The organism is Kurthia sibirica (assembly GCF_003143975.1).
Classification (GTDB): Bacteria; Bacillota; Bacilli; order Bacillales_A; family Planococcaceae; genus Kurthia; species Kurthia sibirica.
The window spans coordinates 1-19,180 of the sequence record NZ_QFVR01000011.1 but is presented as its reverse complement, the minus strand read 5'-3'; the positions used below and the strand labels follow the sequence as shown (position 1 = coordinate 19,180).

Here is a 19,180-nt window from a genome sequence, read left to right as displayed (position 1 = left end):
ATAATCTAAGTTGTACAAGCTGTCATCCATTATTCGTAGACGTAAAACCCTCGACCGCTCTTTTTCCCTAACCAACCAGCAGCTACATATTTTCGTAATAGTGGGCATGGGCGGTATTTACTATCACCAAAACCTTCATGTAAGGTTTCCATAATATATAAGCAAGTATCCAAACCAATGAAATCAGCTAAGGTCAAGGGCCCCATCGGATGATTCATTCCTAACTTCATCACATCATCAATCGCTTCAACCGTCGCAACGCCCTCGTACAATGTATAAATGGCTTCATTGATCATCGGCATTAAAATACGGTTGGCGACAAAACCTGGAAAGTCATTTACTTCAACAGGTGTTTTTTTCAATACATGCGTTAAATTTTCAATCGCTTGATATACTTCATCTGTTGTTGCTAAACCACGAATAATCTCCACAAGTTTCATAACTGGTACAGGATTCATAAAATGCATGCCAATTACTTGCTCGGGACGCTGCGTCACTGCCGCTAACTCTGTAATCGGTAATGACGATGTATTCGTTGCTAAAATAGCGTGTGCTGGCGCTAATGTATCCAATGATTTAAAAATGGACTGCTTTACCGCCATATTTTCAGTCGCTGCTTCAATAATTAAATCAACCGAAGCTGCAGATGATACGTCTGTTACTAAAGTGAATTTTGCAAGTGCCGCTTCTTTTGCTTCTTCTGTCATACGTTCCTTCGCTACATTTTTCGTAAGATTCGCCGTTATTTTAGCAAAACCGTTCGTTAATGCTTCTTGTGATAAATCACATAAAACAACATCAAAACCAGCTGTTGCACAAACTTCTGCAATACCGCCACCCATTTGACCAGCACCAATTACCATTATTTTTTCAATCATCAATTGAATACCCTCCTTATACTTCAATCATGATGGCATCGCCTTGACCGCCACCAGAACAAATCGCTGCAATACCAATACCGCCACCACGACGTTTCAGCTCATGCGCTAATGTTAAAACAATGCGACAACCAGATGCTCCGATTGGATGTCCAAGCGCAACCGCGCCGCCATTCACATTGATCTTGTCTGCATCCAGACCAGCTATTTGCTTCGATGCTAACGCTACGACTGCAAAAGCTTCGTTAATTTCAAAAAGTGTAATATCTTCTACTTTTTTCTGTGTTTTTTCCAATAATTTACGAATGACTAAACCGGGTGTTTGTGGGAATTTGGCTGGTTCGATTGCTACTTCCGCATGGCCAATAATTGTTGCTAATGGCTGTAAACCACGCGCTTGCGCCTCATGCTGCCCCATAACTACCACAGCTGCCGCTCCATCATTTACACCAGGTGCATTACCTGCTGTAATCGTACCGTCCTTACCAAATGCTGGTTTCAAAGCTGCTAGCACTTCTTCCGTCGTGCCAACACGCGGCGCTTCATCCTGTGATACGACTACTGTAGGTCCTTTTCTTTGTGGAATTTCCACAGCGATTATTTCATCTGCAAAAATACCATTTTCGATTGAAGTTATCGCTTTTTGCTGACTTGCTGCAGCCCATTGATCTTGTTGTTGTCGTGAAATATTCAGTTCATCTGCCGTCGCATTACCATACGTCCCCATATGTACATGCTGTGCATCAAAAGCACATGATAGACCATCGTAAACCATGCCATCTACTAATGTTGCATCCCCCATTCTTAACCCCCATCGTCCATTAGGTAAATAATAGGGTGCATTGGACATCGACTCCATACCACCTGCAACGATTATTTTTTCATCACCTAGTCGAATAAGTTGATCAGCCAATGTAATACTGCGCAATCCAGATGCACAAACCTTATTAATCGTTTCAGTTTTCACAGACCATGGTAATCCTGCTTTATTTGCAGCCTGTCTTGATGGAATTTGTCCTTGACCGCCTTGTAAAACAGTGCCCATAATCACTTCATCAACATCCGTTACTGCAACGCCGGCTTTATCCAACGCGCCCTTTATTGCTGCGCCACCTAAATCACTCGCTGTTAGCGAACTAAATGCGCCACCAAATTTACCAAAAGCTGTTCGTGCACCTGCAATAATCACCGCTTTTTCCATTGTGAATTCCTCCTTTTAAATATAAGAATACGCTTTCATTTTATTAAAAAAGAAAGAGAGTGGGTCACCCGCACTCTCCTCTAAAACGATATGATTAATACATACCATTGCTGTCAAAATCATTGCTTGGTAATGCTCTATATTGATAATTATAGTATAAATGTATTTTTAAGGAAAGTATTTTATTGTGTAACTTCCTCAACTACTGGCGGTGTATATGATTCGCCAAAGATTGAACGCTCTAAAAGCTCTGCTACATCATACGTACCTACTTGATCTTCCACTTCAATCGCCTTCGTTCCATCGGATAACATCGTTAAGCAATATGGACAACCCGATGAAATAATATCCGGTTTAACAGCCAATGCTTGCTCCGTACGGGCAACATTGACACGATTACCGACATGTTCTTCCATCCACATTAAACCACCACCTGCTCCACAGCACATTGCATTTTCACGATTGCGCTCCATCTCAACAAGTTTCACGCCAGGAATCGCTCGCAACAGCTCGCGTGGTGCGTCATACACTTCATTGTAACGTCCTAAATAACAAGAGTCATGGAATGTAATCGTTTCATTGATTTCATGTTGTGGTTTCAGTTTTTTGTGCATAACAAGCTGATATAGTAACTCTGTATGATGATATACTTCGCCCTGCCAGCCAAAATCAGGATATTCATTTTTAAAAATATTATAAGCATGTGGATCGATTGTTACAATTTTTGTCACGCCTGCTTTTTCAAATTCTTTACTATTTGCCTCTGCTAATTCTTGGAATAAAAATTCATTGCCTAAACGGCGTGGTGTATCACCTGAGTTCTTCTCCTTATTGCCAAGAATCGCAAATTTCACACCCGCTTCATTCATTAAGTGCGCAAATGATAGTGCAATTTTTTGAGAGCGACTATCAAATGATCCCATCGAGCCGACCCATAATAGATAATCAAATTCTTCGCCTGCTTTTGCTACTTCTTTCACCGTTGGAATCTTGATATCTGGACGTTGATCTCGCCAAGCTTCTTTTTCCTTGCGGTTAATGCCCCACGGATTACCTTGACGTTCAATATTAGACATTGCACGCTGTGCATCCGGGTTTACTTTACCTTCTGTCATCGTTAAGTAACGACGAAGGTCGATGATTTTTTCAACATGTTCATTCATAACTGGACACTGATCTTCACAGTTACGACAAGTTGTACAAGCCCAAATTTCTTCCTCTGTAATAACATCTCCGATTAATGAAGGGCTATAAATATCTTCAATAACAGCTCCTTCTGCACCGGCAGCCATTACGAGTTGATTGCCCTTTGATTTATTGAATAAAAATCCTGGTACCCAAGGTTTTTGACTTGTTTGCACGCTACCTTTATACGTCAAATGGTCTCGTAATTTTGTCATAAGATCCATCGGAGATAACATTTTACCTGTGCCGCTTGCTGGACACATATTCGTACAACGTCCACATTCCACACAAGCATATAAGTCGATTAATTGTAGTTGTGTGAAATCTTCAATTTTACCAACACCAAAAGATGGTATTTCTTCTTCTGCACCTTCTTCATCTGCCTCTTCCATCGCATCAAAATTAATAGGCGTTAGCTTGCCCACTTGCCCGATACGGTTGAAGTATACATTGATTGGTCCCGCGATTAAATGCGCATGCTTTGATTGTGGCACATAGATTAAGAAAGTTAAAAGAATCAATAAATGAATCCACCACATCGTATAAAACACGACCGCAGCTGCTGTAACTGGTAGGAAACTGAATAATGCAGCAATTCCAGATGCAATTGGTTCTGTCCATACTCCAGCTTCGCCGTGCCAGATAAGACCCATACCATTCCCCATTAATACCGTTACCATTAGACCACCAATAAAAATTAATACGAGGCCCGATTTAAAATTCCGTTTTAACCGTACAAGCTTCTCTACATATCTTCTATAAAATGCCCATACGACAGCTATTAAAATAACAACTGTGACAATTTCTTGGAAAAACGTAAAATAAGGATAAACAGGACCAAATGGAAGATGTGAACCTGGTTTTAACCCCTTCCAAATAAAATCAATCGCCCCAAACTGTACGAGAATAAATCCGTAGAAGAACATCATATGCATGATGCCACTTTTCTTATCCTTCAATAATTTTTTTTGTCCAAAAACCATCACCCATATTTTCTTCAATCGCGCTTTCACATTATGATCAAAATCAGTTTTTTTACCTAATTTAATAAAGTCATAACGCGTTTTAAGCAAATAAAGAAATAGATAACCGGCATAAAGAACAACTGCAAAAAACAGCACCCAGTTGACCACTAGTAACCCATTCATTTGTTCTTCCCCCTTTATGGCATTAAGAAAAATAATTTTTATTGCCATATTTATGTGTATTTAAAACGCCTTCAATACTAGTATTGTAGTTTATGAATAGCTATTCAGTCAATGAATTTCCATTATATGCTCATTAATCTTTTATTTATGCTCGAAGTTATCAATTTTCCTTTTAAATCAAATAAAAAAAGACATTAGTTTTCTTTTTCCTAATGTCTTTCATTTTTTCAATATTATATCAATCTGTGTAAATACGCTGGAAATTGTTGCTCGATTAAAGTTGCTGATTGCTTTTTTAAACCTAAAATAACAACGGTTGATGGCCCAGCAGAGGCATCGATATTAAATGGTAAATCACCTTGCTCTAGGTTCACATCAAGCAATTGCTTGATTTCATATTTTATGCCTTTGGAACCAACAGGAATTATTTGTTCAATTATATCATCTTGTAATGCTGCAATAATTGTTTTGATACTTGCACTAGCATCCACATGCTCTAAAAGTTGTTGCCCAACAAGCGGTATACCATAGCTATACCACTGTAAGTCTACGAAATCGTATGCGGTTTTTTTAAAGACTCGTCGACCAATCATCGTCAAACCAATAGCGGATTGTAACGTAGGAATATTCGATTCCGTACTCCCTTGAATAGTAGGTAATGGCAGGGACAACTCACTAAATAAGCGTTCAATACCTACTATATAACGAGGCCACGCTTCCACACTTGAAAAATTCAACATAATAATAGTATGAGGTAGCGCTCCTGCTGCTAATTGTTCGAGCAGTGTGACACGAGCAGAATAGTAACTCGTCACATCATCAGGTACCTGCACCACATCCAAGTCCTTTTGACCAATAGCACCGGCATTATCAGATGTTATGACAAGCTCGTCGATGACAATCGCATTTCTCATAATATATTTGCTCCTCTGCGTTGAAAAACTTTCTGCAGCATCGGCATTGCAAGGACCGCTACTCCAACATTGATGAGTGTGGCCATCAAAATACCTGGCGCGATGGCACTATAGATTGCCTTTGATAAAATAAAATAAAAAGGCAGGGGCGATAAAATACCATTTGCAATAATAATCCACAACCAAGCTATTTTTTTCATACCCGCACGATATAATAATGCCGCGCCAAGTACGACGATCCCCATTTCAGCTGCAATTAAAAGATGCAACGGCAATGTTAATGGAAATCCTGATGTTAGCGCTGTTGCTAAATGCCCAATAATGCCTGCTGCTGCTGCAAAGGGTGCTGGTAAAAAGGCGATACTCAAAAAGGCAGGGGCCGCATCTAATGCGGGTGTCCCCGGTGGAACAGGTATCTTAATAAAGGAACCAACGACACATAAGGCCGCAATCAAAGCAGTTGTCGTCAATAATTTTGTTTTAGCCATGCCTTTATTTGTCTTCCTGTGATTTTTTAGAACGTCCACCGTCCTTAAATACGTTGGCACTTCTTGCATATTCAATATCAGCAACATCGACACGTGAATTCGCGACGCGCGCTGCGGCAAATAAATAATCTGATAGACGATTTAAATAACGTTGCACGACCATCGGTACTTCGCCTTCTTCATGCTGTTTAAAAAGAGTCACCATTTGACGTTCTGCGCGACGTGTAATCGTACGAGCAATATGCAGTGTTGCTGCAGCTGGCGTTCCTCCGGGTAAAATGAATTTTTCCAACATTGGTGGCTCATCCATCAAAATATCAATACGCCCCTCCATTACTTCAATCGGTGCATCGGTCATTTTGTACTGGCGTTCCTTCATAACATTTGCTAAATCACCACCACAATCAAACAACTCATTTTGAATAGCCTCTAAATCGACGAGCATATCCTCAAAAACTTGTGGATCCAATTCTGTTATTGCTTTACCGATGAAAGAGTTTAACTCATCAATCGTACCGTAAGCCTCAATGCGAGCATCATCCTTATCCACTCGCCCTCCGATTAAACTTGTCTTTCCTTTGTCACCCGTACGTGTATATAAATTCATTTTTATCCTTCTCTCTACTATTTTATTTGTTGTGGAATGCCATACCATAGACGTGTAATGTGTTGTGCATATTGAAATAACATTTGGTTTAATCGTCCTTGCACATCGCGTAGTTGACGCTGTTTTATATCAATGGGCACAATACCACGACCGATATCTTCTAAAATAATATAGACCGTTGGTAACACATGATCTATCGCTACTAACTTCTCAAAAATCTGTTGGGCAAGTACTAACTCATCACTAGATGTTGTCAGTTGATTCTCTACATAGCTCTCAATCTCGCTAATAACAAGTACATCATAATGAATCTGGCAGCTTCCCAACTGCTGTAAGTTTATATAATGCACCAAATCTTCACTAAGTACAGTCCTTATATATCGTCCTTTACCATTAAAGGCTCCACCGATAATGATATGCATCGCTGTCCCTCCTTAAATGCCTGAAAGCTTGACCAACGTAACTTATATTGCTCATCATGCTCAATTTGCCATTGCCAAAAGTCTGATAATTGCGGTGAAAATTGTATAAGCACTGCACGCAACGAGCCGCCATGTAACAGAATGGTGGCATGTGATGATTCCGTGATATTGCGTAATCCTCGCCGTACACGTGCGATTAACTGCACTAATGTCTCCCCATTGGGTGGCGCTCTATACATTGGTGCATCAATCCAATTTCTGTATTGTGGTCTAAACTGTAAATCTTCATATGTACAACCTTCGAAATCCCCAAAATTCGATTCACGAAAATCAGTGATGGCACGGTAGGTTGCGTGTGGAAAGTAAGCAGCTGCTGTTTGTTGGCAACGTTTCAAATCGCTGCCATATACAAGGGGCAACTCCTGATCTATAAGGGGTAAACACTGTTGTAAAATCGCTTCATCTGTCCATCCTAAATAACGTCGTTCCACATTACTTTTTGTTTTAGCATGACGTATTAGAGTAAGCATAAAAGGCTTAGCCATAATACTACCTCCATCCCTTCAATAAAAGCACCAAATAAATCGCCAGAGCTACCATTAAAATTTTTCTTTGTCCAATACCGAAAAAAATAACTTGCAGCAAGTGTAAGGCCTACTAAGATAAGGGGAATCACACTATTTTCACTCCACCCTATTAGGCTAATTGTACCGATTGCGAGCGATAATAGCGTCATACTTATAAATGGCGATCTAGCAATCTTTCCTTTAAAAAATGCGCCCAGACCATCCGAACGTGCAGCTGGCGTTTGTATTAAATAGAGCGCCATGCCACTGCGAGCAAGAAACGGAATAAAGAGCAGCCAATACCATGTTAACTGCTGCTGTTGCAATAGTTCAATGATGATAATGATTTTGGCTAAGACAATAAATAATAGCGCCATGGCACCAAAAGCACCGATGCGTGGATCCGCTAATATTTGCTGTCTTTTTTCCATACTACGATACGAAAAATAAGAATCACTCATATCTACAAAACCATCTAAATGAAGTCCTCCCGTCATAATGACGAAGAAAAAAACGATTAAAAAGCCCGTTAAGAGTGGAGAAAAATCCAAATAATTTTCTGTCAGCCACCATAATACTGCCGCTAGACAACCAATCAAAGCACCAATATAGGGTAATAGACAGAACATCGTAGTAATATGTCGCTTCGTCATCGGTAATTCCTTATGAATTGGTATAATGGTAAAAAATTGTAATGCCAGTAACAAGCCCTTCATAAAACGTCACCATCCTTTTTCCAATAATAAGGAAGGGAATAATCCATTTCAATTGCTTGTGTACTTAGCGCAACAAGCCACTGATGAAATTGGCCCAGTTGCTGTTGAAAAAACAAGACTTCTCGTGACCGACTTATCCGCTCATCTAGCACTTCATTGGATACGATAACCAATGGAATTTGTCGCGATTGGAGCAGCATAATAAAGTGCTTCGTGCGTTCAATCATCCCTGCAAAATGATGCGGGTTCTGCCAAGCGACGGAAGCAGAGTCACTGGCTCTCACATAGAGTTCATTCGTCAACCAGGTCGTCACGCAATCCCATAAAACAAGATCACAATCTTGCAATTTTTTAGCAAGTGTTGGTAGCTGGCTCGATTGTTCGATTGTTCGCCACCCATCATCCTTTCGCTCCAATTTGTGACGCTCGATTCTTGCTGTCATTTCAACATCAAATGATACCGCTGTCGCCAAATAGACGAGATTACGTCCCTGCTTTTTGGCAATAGTATGTGCTTGCTGTTCTGCAAAATGACTTTTACCACTGCGCACACCACCTGTTATAAAAATGATTGGTGAGTGAGCCATTGCGTCATCTCCATTTCAAGTAAGGCCATTTGTTCGCTCGTTTTCATACCAATTCTAAACCATTGACCATCAAGACCACGAAAATTTTCAGTATGACGTACGATGATGCCCTTTAGTAACATATCCAAGTAGAAAGTTTGTGATTTTTCTGGTTGAGGTAACTGAAAACAAATAAAATTTGTGCAGCTATTTGTCGTTATACATCCATTTTTCTGTAAAAATTCTGTAAAATAGCGACGTTGCTTCGTACATTGTTCAATCGTCGCCGCAACATACTCTTGCTCACCCAAGCATTGCACCCCGATTACAGCTGATAATGCGTTAACATGCCACTGACTAGCATATTTCCCCATCTCTGTAACAAGTGCTTGTGACGTCACTGCATAACCTAGGCGAAGACCCGCTATACTATACATTTTTGTCATCGAGCGTGTAATACATAAATAGTCATTGTTTGCTACTTGTACAATAAGTGATTGCTTTTCATCAACCCAATCGATGAATGCTTCATCCAAAATAACAAGACATTGTTGTTGTTGACCCCATGCCAGTAATTCAAGTAATTGTTGACGCGGTGGTAAAACACCTGTTGGGTTATTTGGCGTACATAAAAAGAGTGCATCTGCCTTGATCATCTGACGTTTCAAACGTTCTATTGGCAATTGCCATTCAACGATATTTTCCACTGTTATATGAATTATTTCAGCATGATGAGCTTTCAGTGCTTGCTCATATTCCGAAAATGTTGGATGAACGATGATTACTTTTTTATGTGCTAATACATTGGCGAGTAAAGTGAAAATTTCAGCCGCACCATTTCCAACGAAGACATTCTTTTTTTCAATGGCATGATAATCAGCAATCGCTGATCGAAATGGTTCACCATCTGGATGTGGATACTTTTCAATTAGAGGTAACAGCTCATTCCATCCTTGTTGGATTGTTTGAGGTATACCTGCAAAATTAATATTTTCACTAAAATCATTTATATGAGTTGGTAGCGGTATTTTCAATTTTTCGAAAATTAATTGTGGATTAGCTCCATGGTTGGGTAACATAAATAATGATGCCTCCTACACTTGTTAATACGCACCAAAAAGCAAAAACCACTTGATGCATTTGTTGAATAACTGCTTTAATATGTCGATGAGACAAGATGCTCACAGGTTGCCCCATCGTCGCACGATGTGATGCAATTCCTTCATAGTAGTTGATGCCACCTAGCTGAATACCCAATTGATAGGCTGTCGCTGCTTCTAAATAACCGCTGTTTGGACTTGGGTGTTTTGACGCATCGATGGCCCAATTTTTCAAACGCTCCTTCAATGAATATTCAGATGTATGCCGCGTACATAAAATAATGAGAAAACCGGTCAAACGACTTGGAATATAGTTTACGATATCATCTAATTTTGCAGAACATTTACCAAAGTACTGAAAACGTTCATTTCTATACCCGACCATGGAATCCAATGTGTTGATTGCTTTATAGACCCATAAACCTGTCGCTCCAAAAATAAATGCCCAAAATAATGGAGCTGTTACACCATCGCTTGTGTTTTCCGACACCGTTTCAACGACACCTCGTGTAATATCGGCTTCATTTAATTGCGCTGTATCGCGTCCAACAATCCATGATAACTTGTCGCGCGCTTCGACAATATGCTTGTCGAGTAATGGTTCATACACTGCTAGTGCAGCTTCGGCTAATGATTTTTGCGCGAGACCAATCATGATAAAAATAGTTTGGACGACTAGATAGAGCAACCAATGAATACGATATGTTATGACACTGATGACAAGCACGATGATGAGCACCGACCCTACGACAATCGTCGTTAATAATACACCTTTGAAAAAACGTCGTGTACCATTGTTTAAACAGTGTGTTAATGCTTGAATCGCCGTGCCAATCCAACGCACGGGATGTGGTAACTTTGGTGGATCGCCAATTACTCGATCCAGTAGTAAACCAAGCGTGCTAGCAATCAAATGATAGATGATAATCACTCAATCATTCCTTTCGCTCGTTTATAATCGCGTAACGCTTCTACGGTTGCCTCGTAAACACCACGCCCAATAAGGCGTCCAACCTTCGTCACAGTACCAGCATATTGCTGCATTTCACCTTGTTGTGTCGCGGCGATGAGCAAACTATCGGTTGATGTACCTGTCGCAATCGTTTGCGCGATTGTATCCATAATTTTTTCGTCAGCCATTGCCTTCACCTTAGCTTCCGTAGCTGTCATCATCGCTTGTAACAAAGATTCATCTGTCAGTATTGCATTGATAAACACCCAAATATTGATTGTACCAATATGCCAAAGGGGCTGACGTAAGTATGATTTTGACGCATCAACGGCGTTGCCCACTCCTGCCGTTACGACAACGACAATCGACAATCCATCTTCTTCATATTCCTTAATAATAGCGTGTTTCACAGCAACTGCCGTCATCATTGCCACTGTTTTCGATGGTATAAATCCAGCTAATTGAATATATCGCTCCATTTCTTCATGCGCATCCGCACACATATAATATTCGTCGACTGTACGATTCATAAACGTATCGTACCAACCAATACCAGCATTATGTAATGACGAGGATACGACTTTTAATGGCTCAGGTGTTTGTACTAATACATAGTCACTCAATATGTTGATATGCTGTGCTGACACTACTGTCGCTTTTTGACTGTAGGAGCTAGGTAATAAAGAAATTTGTGGCTTTGGAATAACTGGATGTGAAATTCGAGCTATTTTCGTATGATATACTTTCTCGACTTGTTTTTCTTTCAGCACTTCATGTGGCTCACCCTGCGCAACAATGTGACCAGCTTCCAACAAAATTAGCTCATCGCAATAAAGTGCAGCTAAGTTCATATCATGGAATACCGATAAAACAGTCAGACCATGTGTTTTCACTTCAAATTGAATCAAATCCATCAACTGTTTTTGATGTTCAATATCAAGATGATTTGTTGGTTCATCTAATAACAATAATGCTGATTTTTGTGCTAATGCTTGTGCAACAAATGTTCTTTGTTGCTCGCCACCCGATAAATAGGTAATATCTTCTGTCGCATATTTTTCGATGCCTGTTTGACGCATCGATTCAACGACAGCATTTTCGTCTTCTTGACTCCAACTTGAGAAAATACCTTGTTGATAAGGATAGCGACCAAGCGCTACTGTTTCACGTACCGTATGTGAAAATGAATGATTATGTAATTGCGGTAATACGGCCATTTTCCGCGCTAATTCTCGCGATGAATAACTTTGCGCTACTTTATGATCAATACGAACTGAACCATTTTGCAAAGGTAATATACCGCTGATTAATTTTAATAGCGTCGATTTTCCACAACCATTTGGACCTAAAATGCCGATCATTTTCCCTTTATCAATTGTGAACGTCACATTTTTGATAACTGGATGTGCGTCATCATAGCCACCAACTACATCATTTAACTGTAGCATAGTTTCTATCATCCTTTCTTTCTTCGTTGTTTAAAGAAAATATATGCAAATACTGGTGCGCCAATAAATGATGTGATGACACCAATGGGTAATTCAGTCGGCGCGATGATCGTGCGAGAAATAATGTCACAAATGATGAGCAGTGTTGCACCGTTTAATACGGATAACAGCAGTAAATGACGATGATCTGTCGTAAATAACATGCGTGTCATATGGGGTACAACTAAACCAACAAAGGCAATCGTGCCTGAGACAGATACTGCAGCACCAGTCAACATAGCACCACCAATTAGAATCATCCACTTACTTTTTTTAACGTTGACACCTAAATATTTCGCACGTTCTTCACCAAATAACATGGCATTCAATTCGCGCCGATTAAGCCAGATCAGAATACCCCCAAGTGTTATAAATGGCCAAATCATTTTGACATATGGCCACCCACGCATAGATACACTTCCCATTAACCATGTAATAATCTGGCGAATTTCATCACCGGATAATGCAATCATTAAAGAAATCATCGAACCCAAAAATGAACTAACGATAATACCAGTTAATATTAATGTTTCCATTTTCATTGAACGATCGACGAGTTTCGCAAATGCGAGGACAATAATTAATGAGACTCCTGCACCTATCATACCAAAAAATGGCAGTGTAAATAGTCCGAAAATTGAACTGCTAAAACCAAAGTAAATTGTCGCAACAGCTGCTAATGATGCACCAGAAGATACACCTAAAGTATAAGGATCTGCTAATGGATTTTTTAATAACCCTTGAAATGCCGCTCCAGCAAGCGCCAACGCTGCTCCAACTAAACCTGCCAATAAAACACGTGGAATTCGTATGGACCATAATATATTCGTTGAGCTTTCGTTTGACGCATCCCATAATGCAGAAATTGGAATCATTACTGCACCGATTGATACACCAAGCGCAATGCTTATAAGGAGTGCGACAAGCGATAGTATATAATTCCGTGTCATTGTCATTTTTTAAATGCCTCTGGATAGACCGCTTTCGCTATTTCTTCTAAACCATCTACTAGCCGAGGGGATGTTCGACTAATGGTATCAGCATTTATTTGCACGACGCGATTATTTTTAACAGCTGAAATTGTTTGGAAACCATGGCGTTTCTTCACCTGTTCAATGATTCCCGGAACAGAATCATGCATAATTAAAATAACATCAGGGTCACTTTTTATAATAGCCTCTGAACTAATTTGATACCAACCTGATTTTGTAGCACTATTTTTAATCGATAATAGGTCAAACATTTCTTGGACAAACGTATCATGTCCTGCCGTGTAAATCTCTGGTTCATCTGAAGTTTCTATAAATGCTGAACGTTGACTATTCACGCTCTCTACTTTTTTTTGGATATCTTCCACTTTTGCTGTCATCTCATCAACAATTGCTTTTGCTTTTGTCGTACGATTCATAATTACGCCCATTTCCATAATGGTATCGTAAGTTTCTATGAAATTTCTTGCTTCTTGAACGACAAAAATTGGAATACCTAAATCACGCAACTGTTGCATACCCGTTTGTGATGATTTTGCCATCGTTTCATGGGCAAACACTAGATCAGGCTTCATACTAATAATTTTTTCAATATTAAATTCCATGCCACCGATTTTATCAATTGTTTTGACGCTTGCAGGATAATCATCTAGGTCAGAAACACCAATTAATTTTTTCTCAACACCTAATGCTGCCAATGTTTCTGTATTACTTGGAATAAGTGACACAATTTTTTGAGGTTCTTCTTTAATTTCCACAGTATGACCTGTTGCATCTTTAATTTTTAGTGGATAATGCTTCGTTTGTTCTGCTGTTTGTGGTGATTCATTTTTATTGTCGGTCGTTTGTGATGTATTGCATGCCGTTAACATCAATAAAGCGACGATGAAGAGCGCGCTCATAGTAATGATTCTTTTCAATGAAAACCCTCCCATTGCTGTAATAACTCTATTTTGCCCTATTTTCACTATACCCTAAAGCGACAAGTCATAAAAGACGAGCAATAGGTATAAAAAAAGCTACTTTGATACGAATTGACGTATCAAAGTAGCTTTTATTTTGATCTTACATTTTTTCAGGTGATGAAACACCGATTAAATGTAGTGCGTTTGCTAACGTTTGTTTCACTGTTGAAATCATGGCAATACGCGCTTCTGATCGTTCACGATTATCCAAATCTAATACTTTTTCAGCATTGTAGAAACTATGGAATGTAGCAGCAAGTTCTTGGATATAATTTGTAATACGGTGTGGTGCGCGTGCTTTTGCAGCATCTGCAACAACTTTAGGGAAATCCCCAACTTTTTTCAGAACACTAATATCTTTATCAGTCACTAATAGTGACATATTTTCTGTTGAAAGTGTAAAGCCTTTTTCTTCACCTTGACGTAGAATTGAGCAAATACGTGCGTGCGCATACTGTGCATAGTAAACTGGATTTTCATTTGATTGTTTAACTGCTAAATCCAGATCGAAGTCCATGTGAGAATCGCCGGCGCGCATAGCAAAATTGTAACGCACTGCGTCTAGACCAACTTCTTCTACTAATTCACGAAGTGTAACCGCATTACCTGTACGTTTGGACATTTTCACTTTTTCGCCATCACGTAATAAGTTAACCATTTGAATTACTTCTACTTCCAGTGTATCGCGATCATACCCCAATGCCTGAATTGCCGCTTTCATACGTGGGATATAGCCGTGGTGATCTGCACCCCAAATATTGATTAGTTTATTGAAACCACGACGAAGTTTATCTTCATGGTACGCAATATCTGGTGTTAGATACGTGTAAGTACCATCTGATTTAATGAGTACACGGTCTTTGTCATCACCAAAAGTAGTTGAGCGGAACCATGTTGCACCGTCTTCTTCGAAAACATGACCATTTTCTTTTAATTTATCGATTGCAACTTGTACCTTACCTTCTTTATATAGTGAAGTTTCAGAGAACCATACATCAAAATGAACACGGAAATCCGCTAAGTCTTTTTGTAATTTACCAAACTCATGTTTTAAACCATGTGTGCGGAAAAATTCGAAACGTTCTTCATCTGATTGGGCAAGAATTGCTTCGCCATATTCAGCTGAAAGTTCAGTAGCAATAGTAATAATATCTTTACCGTGGTAACCGTCTTCCGGTACCGCTGCTTCTTGTCCCAATGACTGACGGTAGCGTGCTTCAAGTGATTTAGCTAATTTTGTAATTTGGTTCCCAGCATCATTAATATAGTATTCGCGTGAAACATCATGTCCTGCAAATGCTAAAACATTACATAATGAATCACCAACAGAAGCACCACGTGCATGACCTAAATGTAAATCGCCAGTAGGATTAGCTGAAACGAATTCAACCTGCACTTTTTGTCCTTCTCCAAAATTTGAGCGACCATAATCAGCACCTTGTGTCAGAACAGTAGGTACAACTTGTGCTAAATAATCTTTTGCTAATGTAATATTCATAAAACCTGGACCCGCAATTTCTACTTTTTCAATATTTGCTGAAGCGGTATCTAAATTTTCTAAAATTGCTTCTGCAATAACACGTGGTGGTTTTTTTGCCAATTTCGTTAATTGCATAGCTATATTTGTTGCATAGTCACCATTCGCCTTACTTTTTGATGCTTCTAAATGGATCTTTAATGCACTTGTATCTTCGATTAATTGTGCTTTTGTAATAGCCTCTAGAAATGCTGCTTTGACCGCCTGTTGAGCTTGTTCGATTGCGTTCATTATATTCCCTCCGAATAAGTAAATTCTAATTGATAATCGCCAACTATTTTATCATCGATAATCATGTCGTATTGAATGAAAAATTCACCGTTGTTTGAGCCATCAGCTGCTTCTTTAAACGTCATTTTTTTCGTATGTGTCAGAAGTGGGATCGTGCCAAATGCCGCTTCATAATGACCACGTTGAAGTGCATCTAAAACGAATGGTAAACGCATTTTGATATCACCGTTGCGCATAATAATTGCATCCGTATGACCAAAACGCAAAGTTGTTTTCATTTTATGCTCTTCCAACACTTCTTCATATTGTATATACACCTGATCACGTTTTCTCATAATTGTCCCTGTCGACCATAGTTCAATTACCTCAGGTTTTTCATCTGGTTGCGTGATTGTTGTAATCAACTTTAGCTTAATTGGTGCAGTTGGTAGTTGTGTCATTCATCCGCACCTCCGCTTCTTTTTTATATAACCTTCTTATTATAGGATATATAGGGGCTATTTTTCAAGACAGTAATTGCCATTGCCAAACTGCTAGCAAGCTTTTCGACAAAGGAATACCTATTTCATCGTTTTATAGTCCAAAATATTTTTTCTTTTAGCCATGCGTACAAATGTTATAATACAAACAGTAAAAAATCTATAGGAGTTATTATATGATTATTGGCATACTTATCAATTTTTCCATTCTCTTTACATGTATCATTTTAACGTACTATATTTTCGAATTAACACAAGTACATCGTCTGTATCACAAAGAATACCAACCGTATGTAATTGGTGTAATTGCCACTGCTATTTCAATCATACTCATGAAAACATCCGTACCTTTTGACAACGGCATTATCGGCGACTCTAGAAATATTTGCATTTTATTTTCTGGTCTTTTAGGTGGTCCAATTGCTATTCTGATTTCTTCCACATTAGTTGGCCTGTTCCGTATATTCGCCTTCGATCTTTCAATGACAAGTTTCATTTCTGGTATAAACTTGATTGCTATCGGTCTCGTTATGGCTTTTTTCACAGCAAAAAAACCGATGACTCAACGTAATATTCATTTTTATTTACTATTCATTGCCATTGAAATTATGATTGTGTTATTTATTCTTCAGCCAAATACAATTCCAGCCATTCGTCTTACTATTATTTTCTTATTTACGATTATTTCTGGATTTTATATAACATTTGCTGTTATGAAATTATTTCACGCTCAATTTGAACGCATTCGTACGATTGAAAAACTAGCAGAAACAGATTATGTGACAAATTTACCTAATGGTCGTAAATTTCAAGAAATTTTCCAACTTGCTCTCATCGAACAGCAACCTTTTTCCATACTTATTATTGATATCGATCAATTTAAACGCTTTAATCGTATTTATGGCCATTCTTTTGGCGACGAAATATTGTTAAACTTAGCGAATCATTTAAAAATCTTTGCCGCAGCAAATAATGGCTATGCTGCACGAGCGAGTGGCGAAGAATTTTATTTACTTTGCTATGATGCACCACCAGCAATCGGACTCCACTATGCAACAATCTTTACACATGAAATTTCAGACATGCCGTTCACGCTATCCAATAACACCATCGTTGATGTCACCATATCCATCGGCATCTCTTCTTTCCCAGATAACGGAAAATCAATTCCTGAGCTGACTCAGGCGGCTAACCGTGCAACAGAATTTGCTTCGCGCAATGGTATAGCTCAAATTAGCCATGCCAATCAAATTAAATAATAACCATGAAGCGAAAGAGAGATAGTTGACCAGTATAAAACCCCGTATGATTTTTCCATCATACAGGGTTTTATATCATTCAAATTCCAACTCATATGACGCCATGAAAAGGTCATTCCTTCCCTTTCAATGAAAGCTTATTCGTCTGTGATCATCAACTATTTTACTCTATGTACTTATGCGAGCGAACAATAAAAAAACCTTCGCCGCAACTGGAGTCCGTTAAAATCCAGTATGGCGAAAGCTTATTTTAGTGTACAAACGATTAAATATCGCATCATGTATGGCTTGGGTTGTAAGGTTCATACACTTTGCGACACTCCTTGTTATACGAGTGTACAATTTGTCCTAGCTTACATTTGTAAGCTTTAACACAAGTGTACTTCCTTTCAACGTCAGTTTCAACCATGTTCTTTTGCATAAAACTATTATTCACAGAGAATTCATTTAATCGACTTTATTTAAGGCATCATGAAGCTCTTTTTCTGATAAATTCCACATATCTTCATTAAAGTTTTGCAAGTAATTGCGTAATACTTCTTTTGAAGATGCATCCATTTCATCAACTATTATTTTACGCTTCATTGATTTATCCATTTTATTGACGTGATCTGCTAACACTTTATAGCCACGACGTTTTTCTTTATTGACGACCATTTCACAAGCCGTTACACCTGCATAGTAAGCGCCTTCTGCTTTTTGATCAATCGTAATCCAGACTAACCAAAATGCTTTACCGCCCTCAGAATCTTCGCGATTTGTTGTGAACTTCACGCCACGTTCAAATGAACTTCGTGCGTGCATCCCACCGATATCGACCTCAGCTGATTTTTCTGCTACATCTATAAAAAGGGGCGACACATTTTCTAAGGAGATTGAACCAATGCCGTATCCTTTATGTCCATCAGTTGGTGCATTTTTTATAATGGTGAATTCCATTTTTTTTGGTGCTTTATTGTCGTTTTCCATTCGCTATTTCACTCCGTTCTGTTATCATTACGAATATACACTATATTATAGCTGAGGAGGAATAATTATGCCTATCGTAACGATTAAATTGATTGAAGGACGCACAGATGAGCAATTACGCAACCTAGTAGAAGAAGTCACTACTGCCGTGTCTCATACTGTTGCTGCCCCTAAAGAAGCTGTTTCTATCATTATTGAAGAAATGAAAAAAGAACACTATGCAACTGGTGGCGTTCGTAAATCTGATCAATAATCTTTTCTTCAAAAAGCTGTCCTGTAAAATGGGAGGGCACTGAAAAACTTACGTTTTTTATGACGAGTTGATTTGTTAGATAAAAATAAGGCACTTTCTGTTCGATTTGAACAGAAAGTGCCTTATTTCATTGTCTATTTTTTACTCTTTTTCATTTAGCAGTTTTAATATCCGCTTAAGATTGACAGCGAAAATTGGTGGAATCGCATTTCGACCATTATCCAAACAGTATTTTGATTTTAATTCGTCTATAATAAATGAAAAATCA

The 19,180-nt window shown here is 38.8% G+C and carries 20 protein-coding genes; 2 read left to right on the top strand and 18 right to left on the bottom strand.

Annotated elements, in window-relative coordinates:
• Positions 1–29: 29 nt before the first annotated feature.
• From DEX24_RS09440 to DEX24_RS09360, 17 genes are all read right to left on the bottom strand, one after another.
• Entirely contained in the window at positions 30–881 is an 852-nt protein-coding gene (locus DEX24_RS09440; RefSeq protein ID WP_109306182.1) for a 3-hydroxybutyryl-CoA dehydrogenase, read from the bottom strand.
• 13 nt (positions 882–894) lie between these two features.
• On the bottom strand, positions 895–2,079 hold the full coding sequence (locus DEX24_RS09435; protein WP_109306181.1) for an acetyl-CoA C-acetyltransferase: 1,185 nt from the start codon (positions 2,077–2,079) through the stop codon (positions 895–897).
• Between the two features lie 182 nt (positions 2,080–2,261).
• A complete protein-coding gene (locus DEX24_RS09430; protein WP_109306180.1) occupies positions 2,262–4,412 on the bottom strand; it encodes a (Fe-S)-binding protein in 2,151 nt (716 codons plus the stop codon).
• A 233-nt stretch (positions 4,413–4,645) separates the two neighbouring features.
• Positions 4,646–5,326, bottom strand: coding sequence for an alpha-ribazole-5-phosphate synthase (locus tag DEX24_RS09425; protein WP_109306179.1), 681 nt, complete (start codon positions 5,324–5,326; stop codon positions 4,646–4,648).
• Positions 5,323–5,814: an ECF transporter S component gene (locus tag DEX24_RS09420; RefSeq protein ID WP_109306178.1), complete on the bottom strand. Its 492-nt coding sequence runs from the start codon at positions 5,812–5,814 to the stop codon at positions 5,323–5,325. Before DEX24_RS09420 ends, DEX24_RS09425 begins: the two co-directional genes overlap by 4 nt.
• A gap of 4 nt (positions 5,815–5,818) precedes the next feature.
• Entirely contained in the window at positions 5,819–6,421 is a 603-nt protein-coding gene (locus tag DEX24_RS09415; RefSeq protein WP_109306177.1) for a cob(I)yrinic acid a,c-diamide adenosyltransferase, read from the bottom strand.
• A gap of 17 nt (positions 6,422–6,438) precedes the next feature.
• The gene (locus DEX24_RS09410; RefSeq protein ID WP_109306255.1) at positions 6,439–6,843 is read right to left on the bottom strand and encodes a bifunctional adenosylcobinamide kinase/adenosylcobinamide-phosphate guanylyltransferase; all 405 of its coding nucleotides are present in this window, start codon (positions 6,841–6,843) and stop codon (positions 6,439–6,441) included.
• Positions 6,795–7,388: a histidine phosphatase family protein gene (locus tag DEX24_RS09405; RefSeq protein WP_109306176.1), complete on the bottom strand. Its 594-nt coding sequence runs from the start codon at positions 7,386–7,388 to the stop codon at positions 6,795–6,797. Before DEX24_RS09405 ends, DEX24_RS09410 begins: the two co-directional genes overlap by 49 nt.
• Positions 7,361–8,125, bottom strand: a complete 765-nt coding sequence (gene cobS, locus DEX24_RS09400) for an adenosylcobinamide-GDP ribazoletransferase (RefSeq protein ID WP_109306175.1) — start codon at positions 8,123–8,125, stop codon at positions 7,361–7,363. Before cobS ends, DEX24_RS09405 begins: the two co-directional genes overlap by 28 nt.
• The gene (locus tag DEX24_RS09395) at positions 8,122–8,712 is read right to left on the bottom strand and encodes a bifunctional adenosylcobinamide kinase/adenosylcobinamide-phosphate guanylyltransferase (protein ID WP_109306174.1); all 591 of its coding nucleotides are present in this window, start codon (positions 8,710–8,712) and stop codon (positions 8,122–8,124) included. The genes cobS and DEX24_RS09395 overlap by 4 nt, the downstream gene beginning before the upstream one ends.
• Complete coding sequence (locus DEX24_RS09390; RefSeq protein WP_109306173.1) at positions 8,685–9,770, bottom strand: pyridoxal phosphate-dependent aminotransferase; 1,086 nt, start codon at positions 9,768–9,770, stop codon at positions 8,685–8,687. The genes DEX24_RS09395 and DEX24_RS09390 overlap by 28 nt, the downstream gene beginning before the upstream one ends.
• The gene (gene cbiB, locus DEX24_RS09385) at positions 9,748–10,716 is read right to left on the bottom strand and encodes an adenosylcobinamide-phosphate synthase CbiB (protein WP_109306254.1); all 969 of its coding nucleotides are present in this window, start codon (positions 10,714–10,716) and stop codon (positions 9,748–9,750) included. The genes DEX24_RS09390 and cbiB overlap by 23 nt, the downstream gene beginning before the upstream one ends.
• 2 nt (positions 10,717–10,718) lie before the next feature.
• Complete coding sequence (locus DEX24_RS09380; RefSeq protein WP_109306172.1) at positions 10,719–12,191, bottom strand: adenosylcobinamide amidohydrolase; 1,473 nt, start codon at positions 12,189–12,191, stop codon at positions 10,719–10,721.
• Positions 12,192–12,199: 8 nt separating this feature from the next.
• Entirely contained in the window at positions 12,200–13,186 is a 987-nt protein-coding gene (locus DEX24_RS09375; protein WP_373863550.1) for a FecCD family ABC transporter permease, read from the bottom strand.
• Positions 13,183–14,139: an ABC transporter substrate-binding protein gene (locus tag DEX24_RS09370; RefSeq protein WP_246131363.1), complete on the bottom strand. Its 957-nt coding sequence runs from the start codon at positions 14,137–14,139 to the stop codon at positions 13,183–13,185. Before DEX24_RS09370 ends, DEX24_RS09375 begins: the two co-directional genes overlap by 4 nt.
• 145 nt (positions 14,140–14,284) lie before the next feature.
• Complete coding sequence (argS, locus tag DEX24_RS09365; RefSeq protein ID WP_109306171.1) at positions 14,285–15,952, bottom strand: arginine--tRNA ligase; 1,668 nt, start codon at positions 15,950–15,952, stop codon at positions 14,285–14,287.
• The gene (locus DEX24_RS09360; RefSeq protein ID WP_109306170.1) at positions 15,952–16,392 is read right to left on the bottom strand and encodes a YwiB family protein; all 441 of its coding nucleotides are present in this window, start codon (positions 16,390–16,392) and stop codon (positions 15,952–15,954) included. Before DEX24_RS09360 ends, argS begins: the two co-directional genes overlap by 1 nt.
• 215 nt (positions 16,393–16,607) lie before the next feature.
• On the opposite strand from DEX24_RS09360, the gene DEX24_RS09355 reads away from it, so the two are divergent.
• Positions 16,608–17,690, top strand: coding sequence for a GGDEF domain-containing protein (locus DEX24_RS09355; protein ID WP_109306169.1), 1,083 nt, complete (start codon positions 16,608–16,610; stop codon positions 17,688–17,690).
• A 447-nt stretch (positions 17,691–18,137) separates the two neighbouring features.
• Here the strand turns inward: DEX24_RS09355 and DEX24_RS09350 are convergent, their stop codons facing one another.
• Complete coding sequence (locus DEX24_RS09350) at positions 18,138–18,659, bottom strand: YwhD family protein (RefSeq protein ID WP_109306168.1); 522 nt, start codon at positions 18,657–18,659, stop codon at positions 18,138–18,140.
• Between the two features lie 67 nt (positions 18,660–18,726).
• On the opposite strand from DEX24_RS09350, the gene DEX24_RS09345 reads away from it, so the two are divergent.
• Positions 18,727–18,912, top strand: a complete 186-nt coding sequence (locus tag DEX24_RS09345; RefSeq protein ID WP_109306167.1) for a 2-hydroxymuconate tautomerase — start codon at positions 18,727–18,729, stop codon at positions 18,910–18,912.
• The last annotated feature ends 268 nt before the right edge of the window (positions 18,913–19,180 follow it).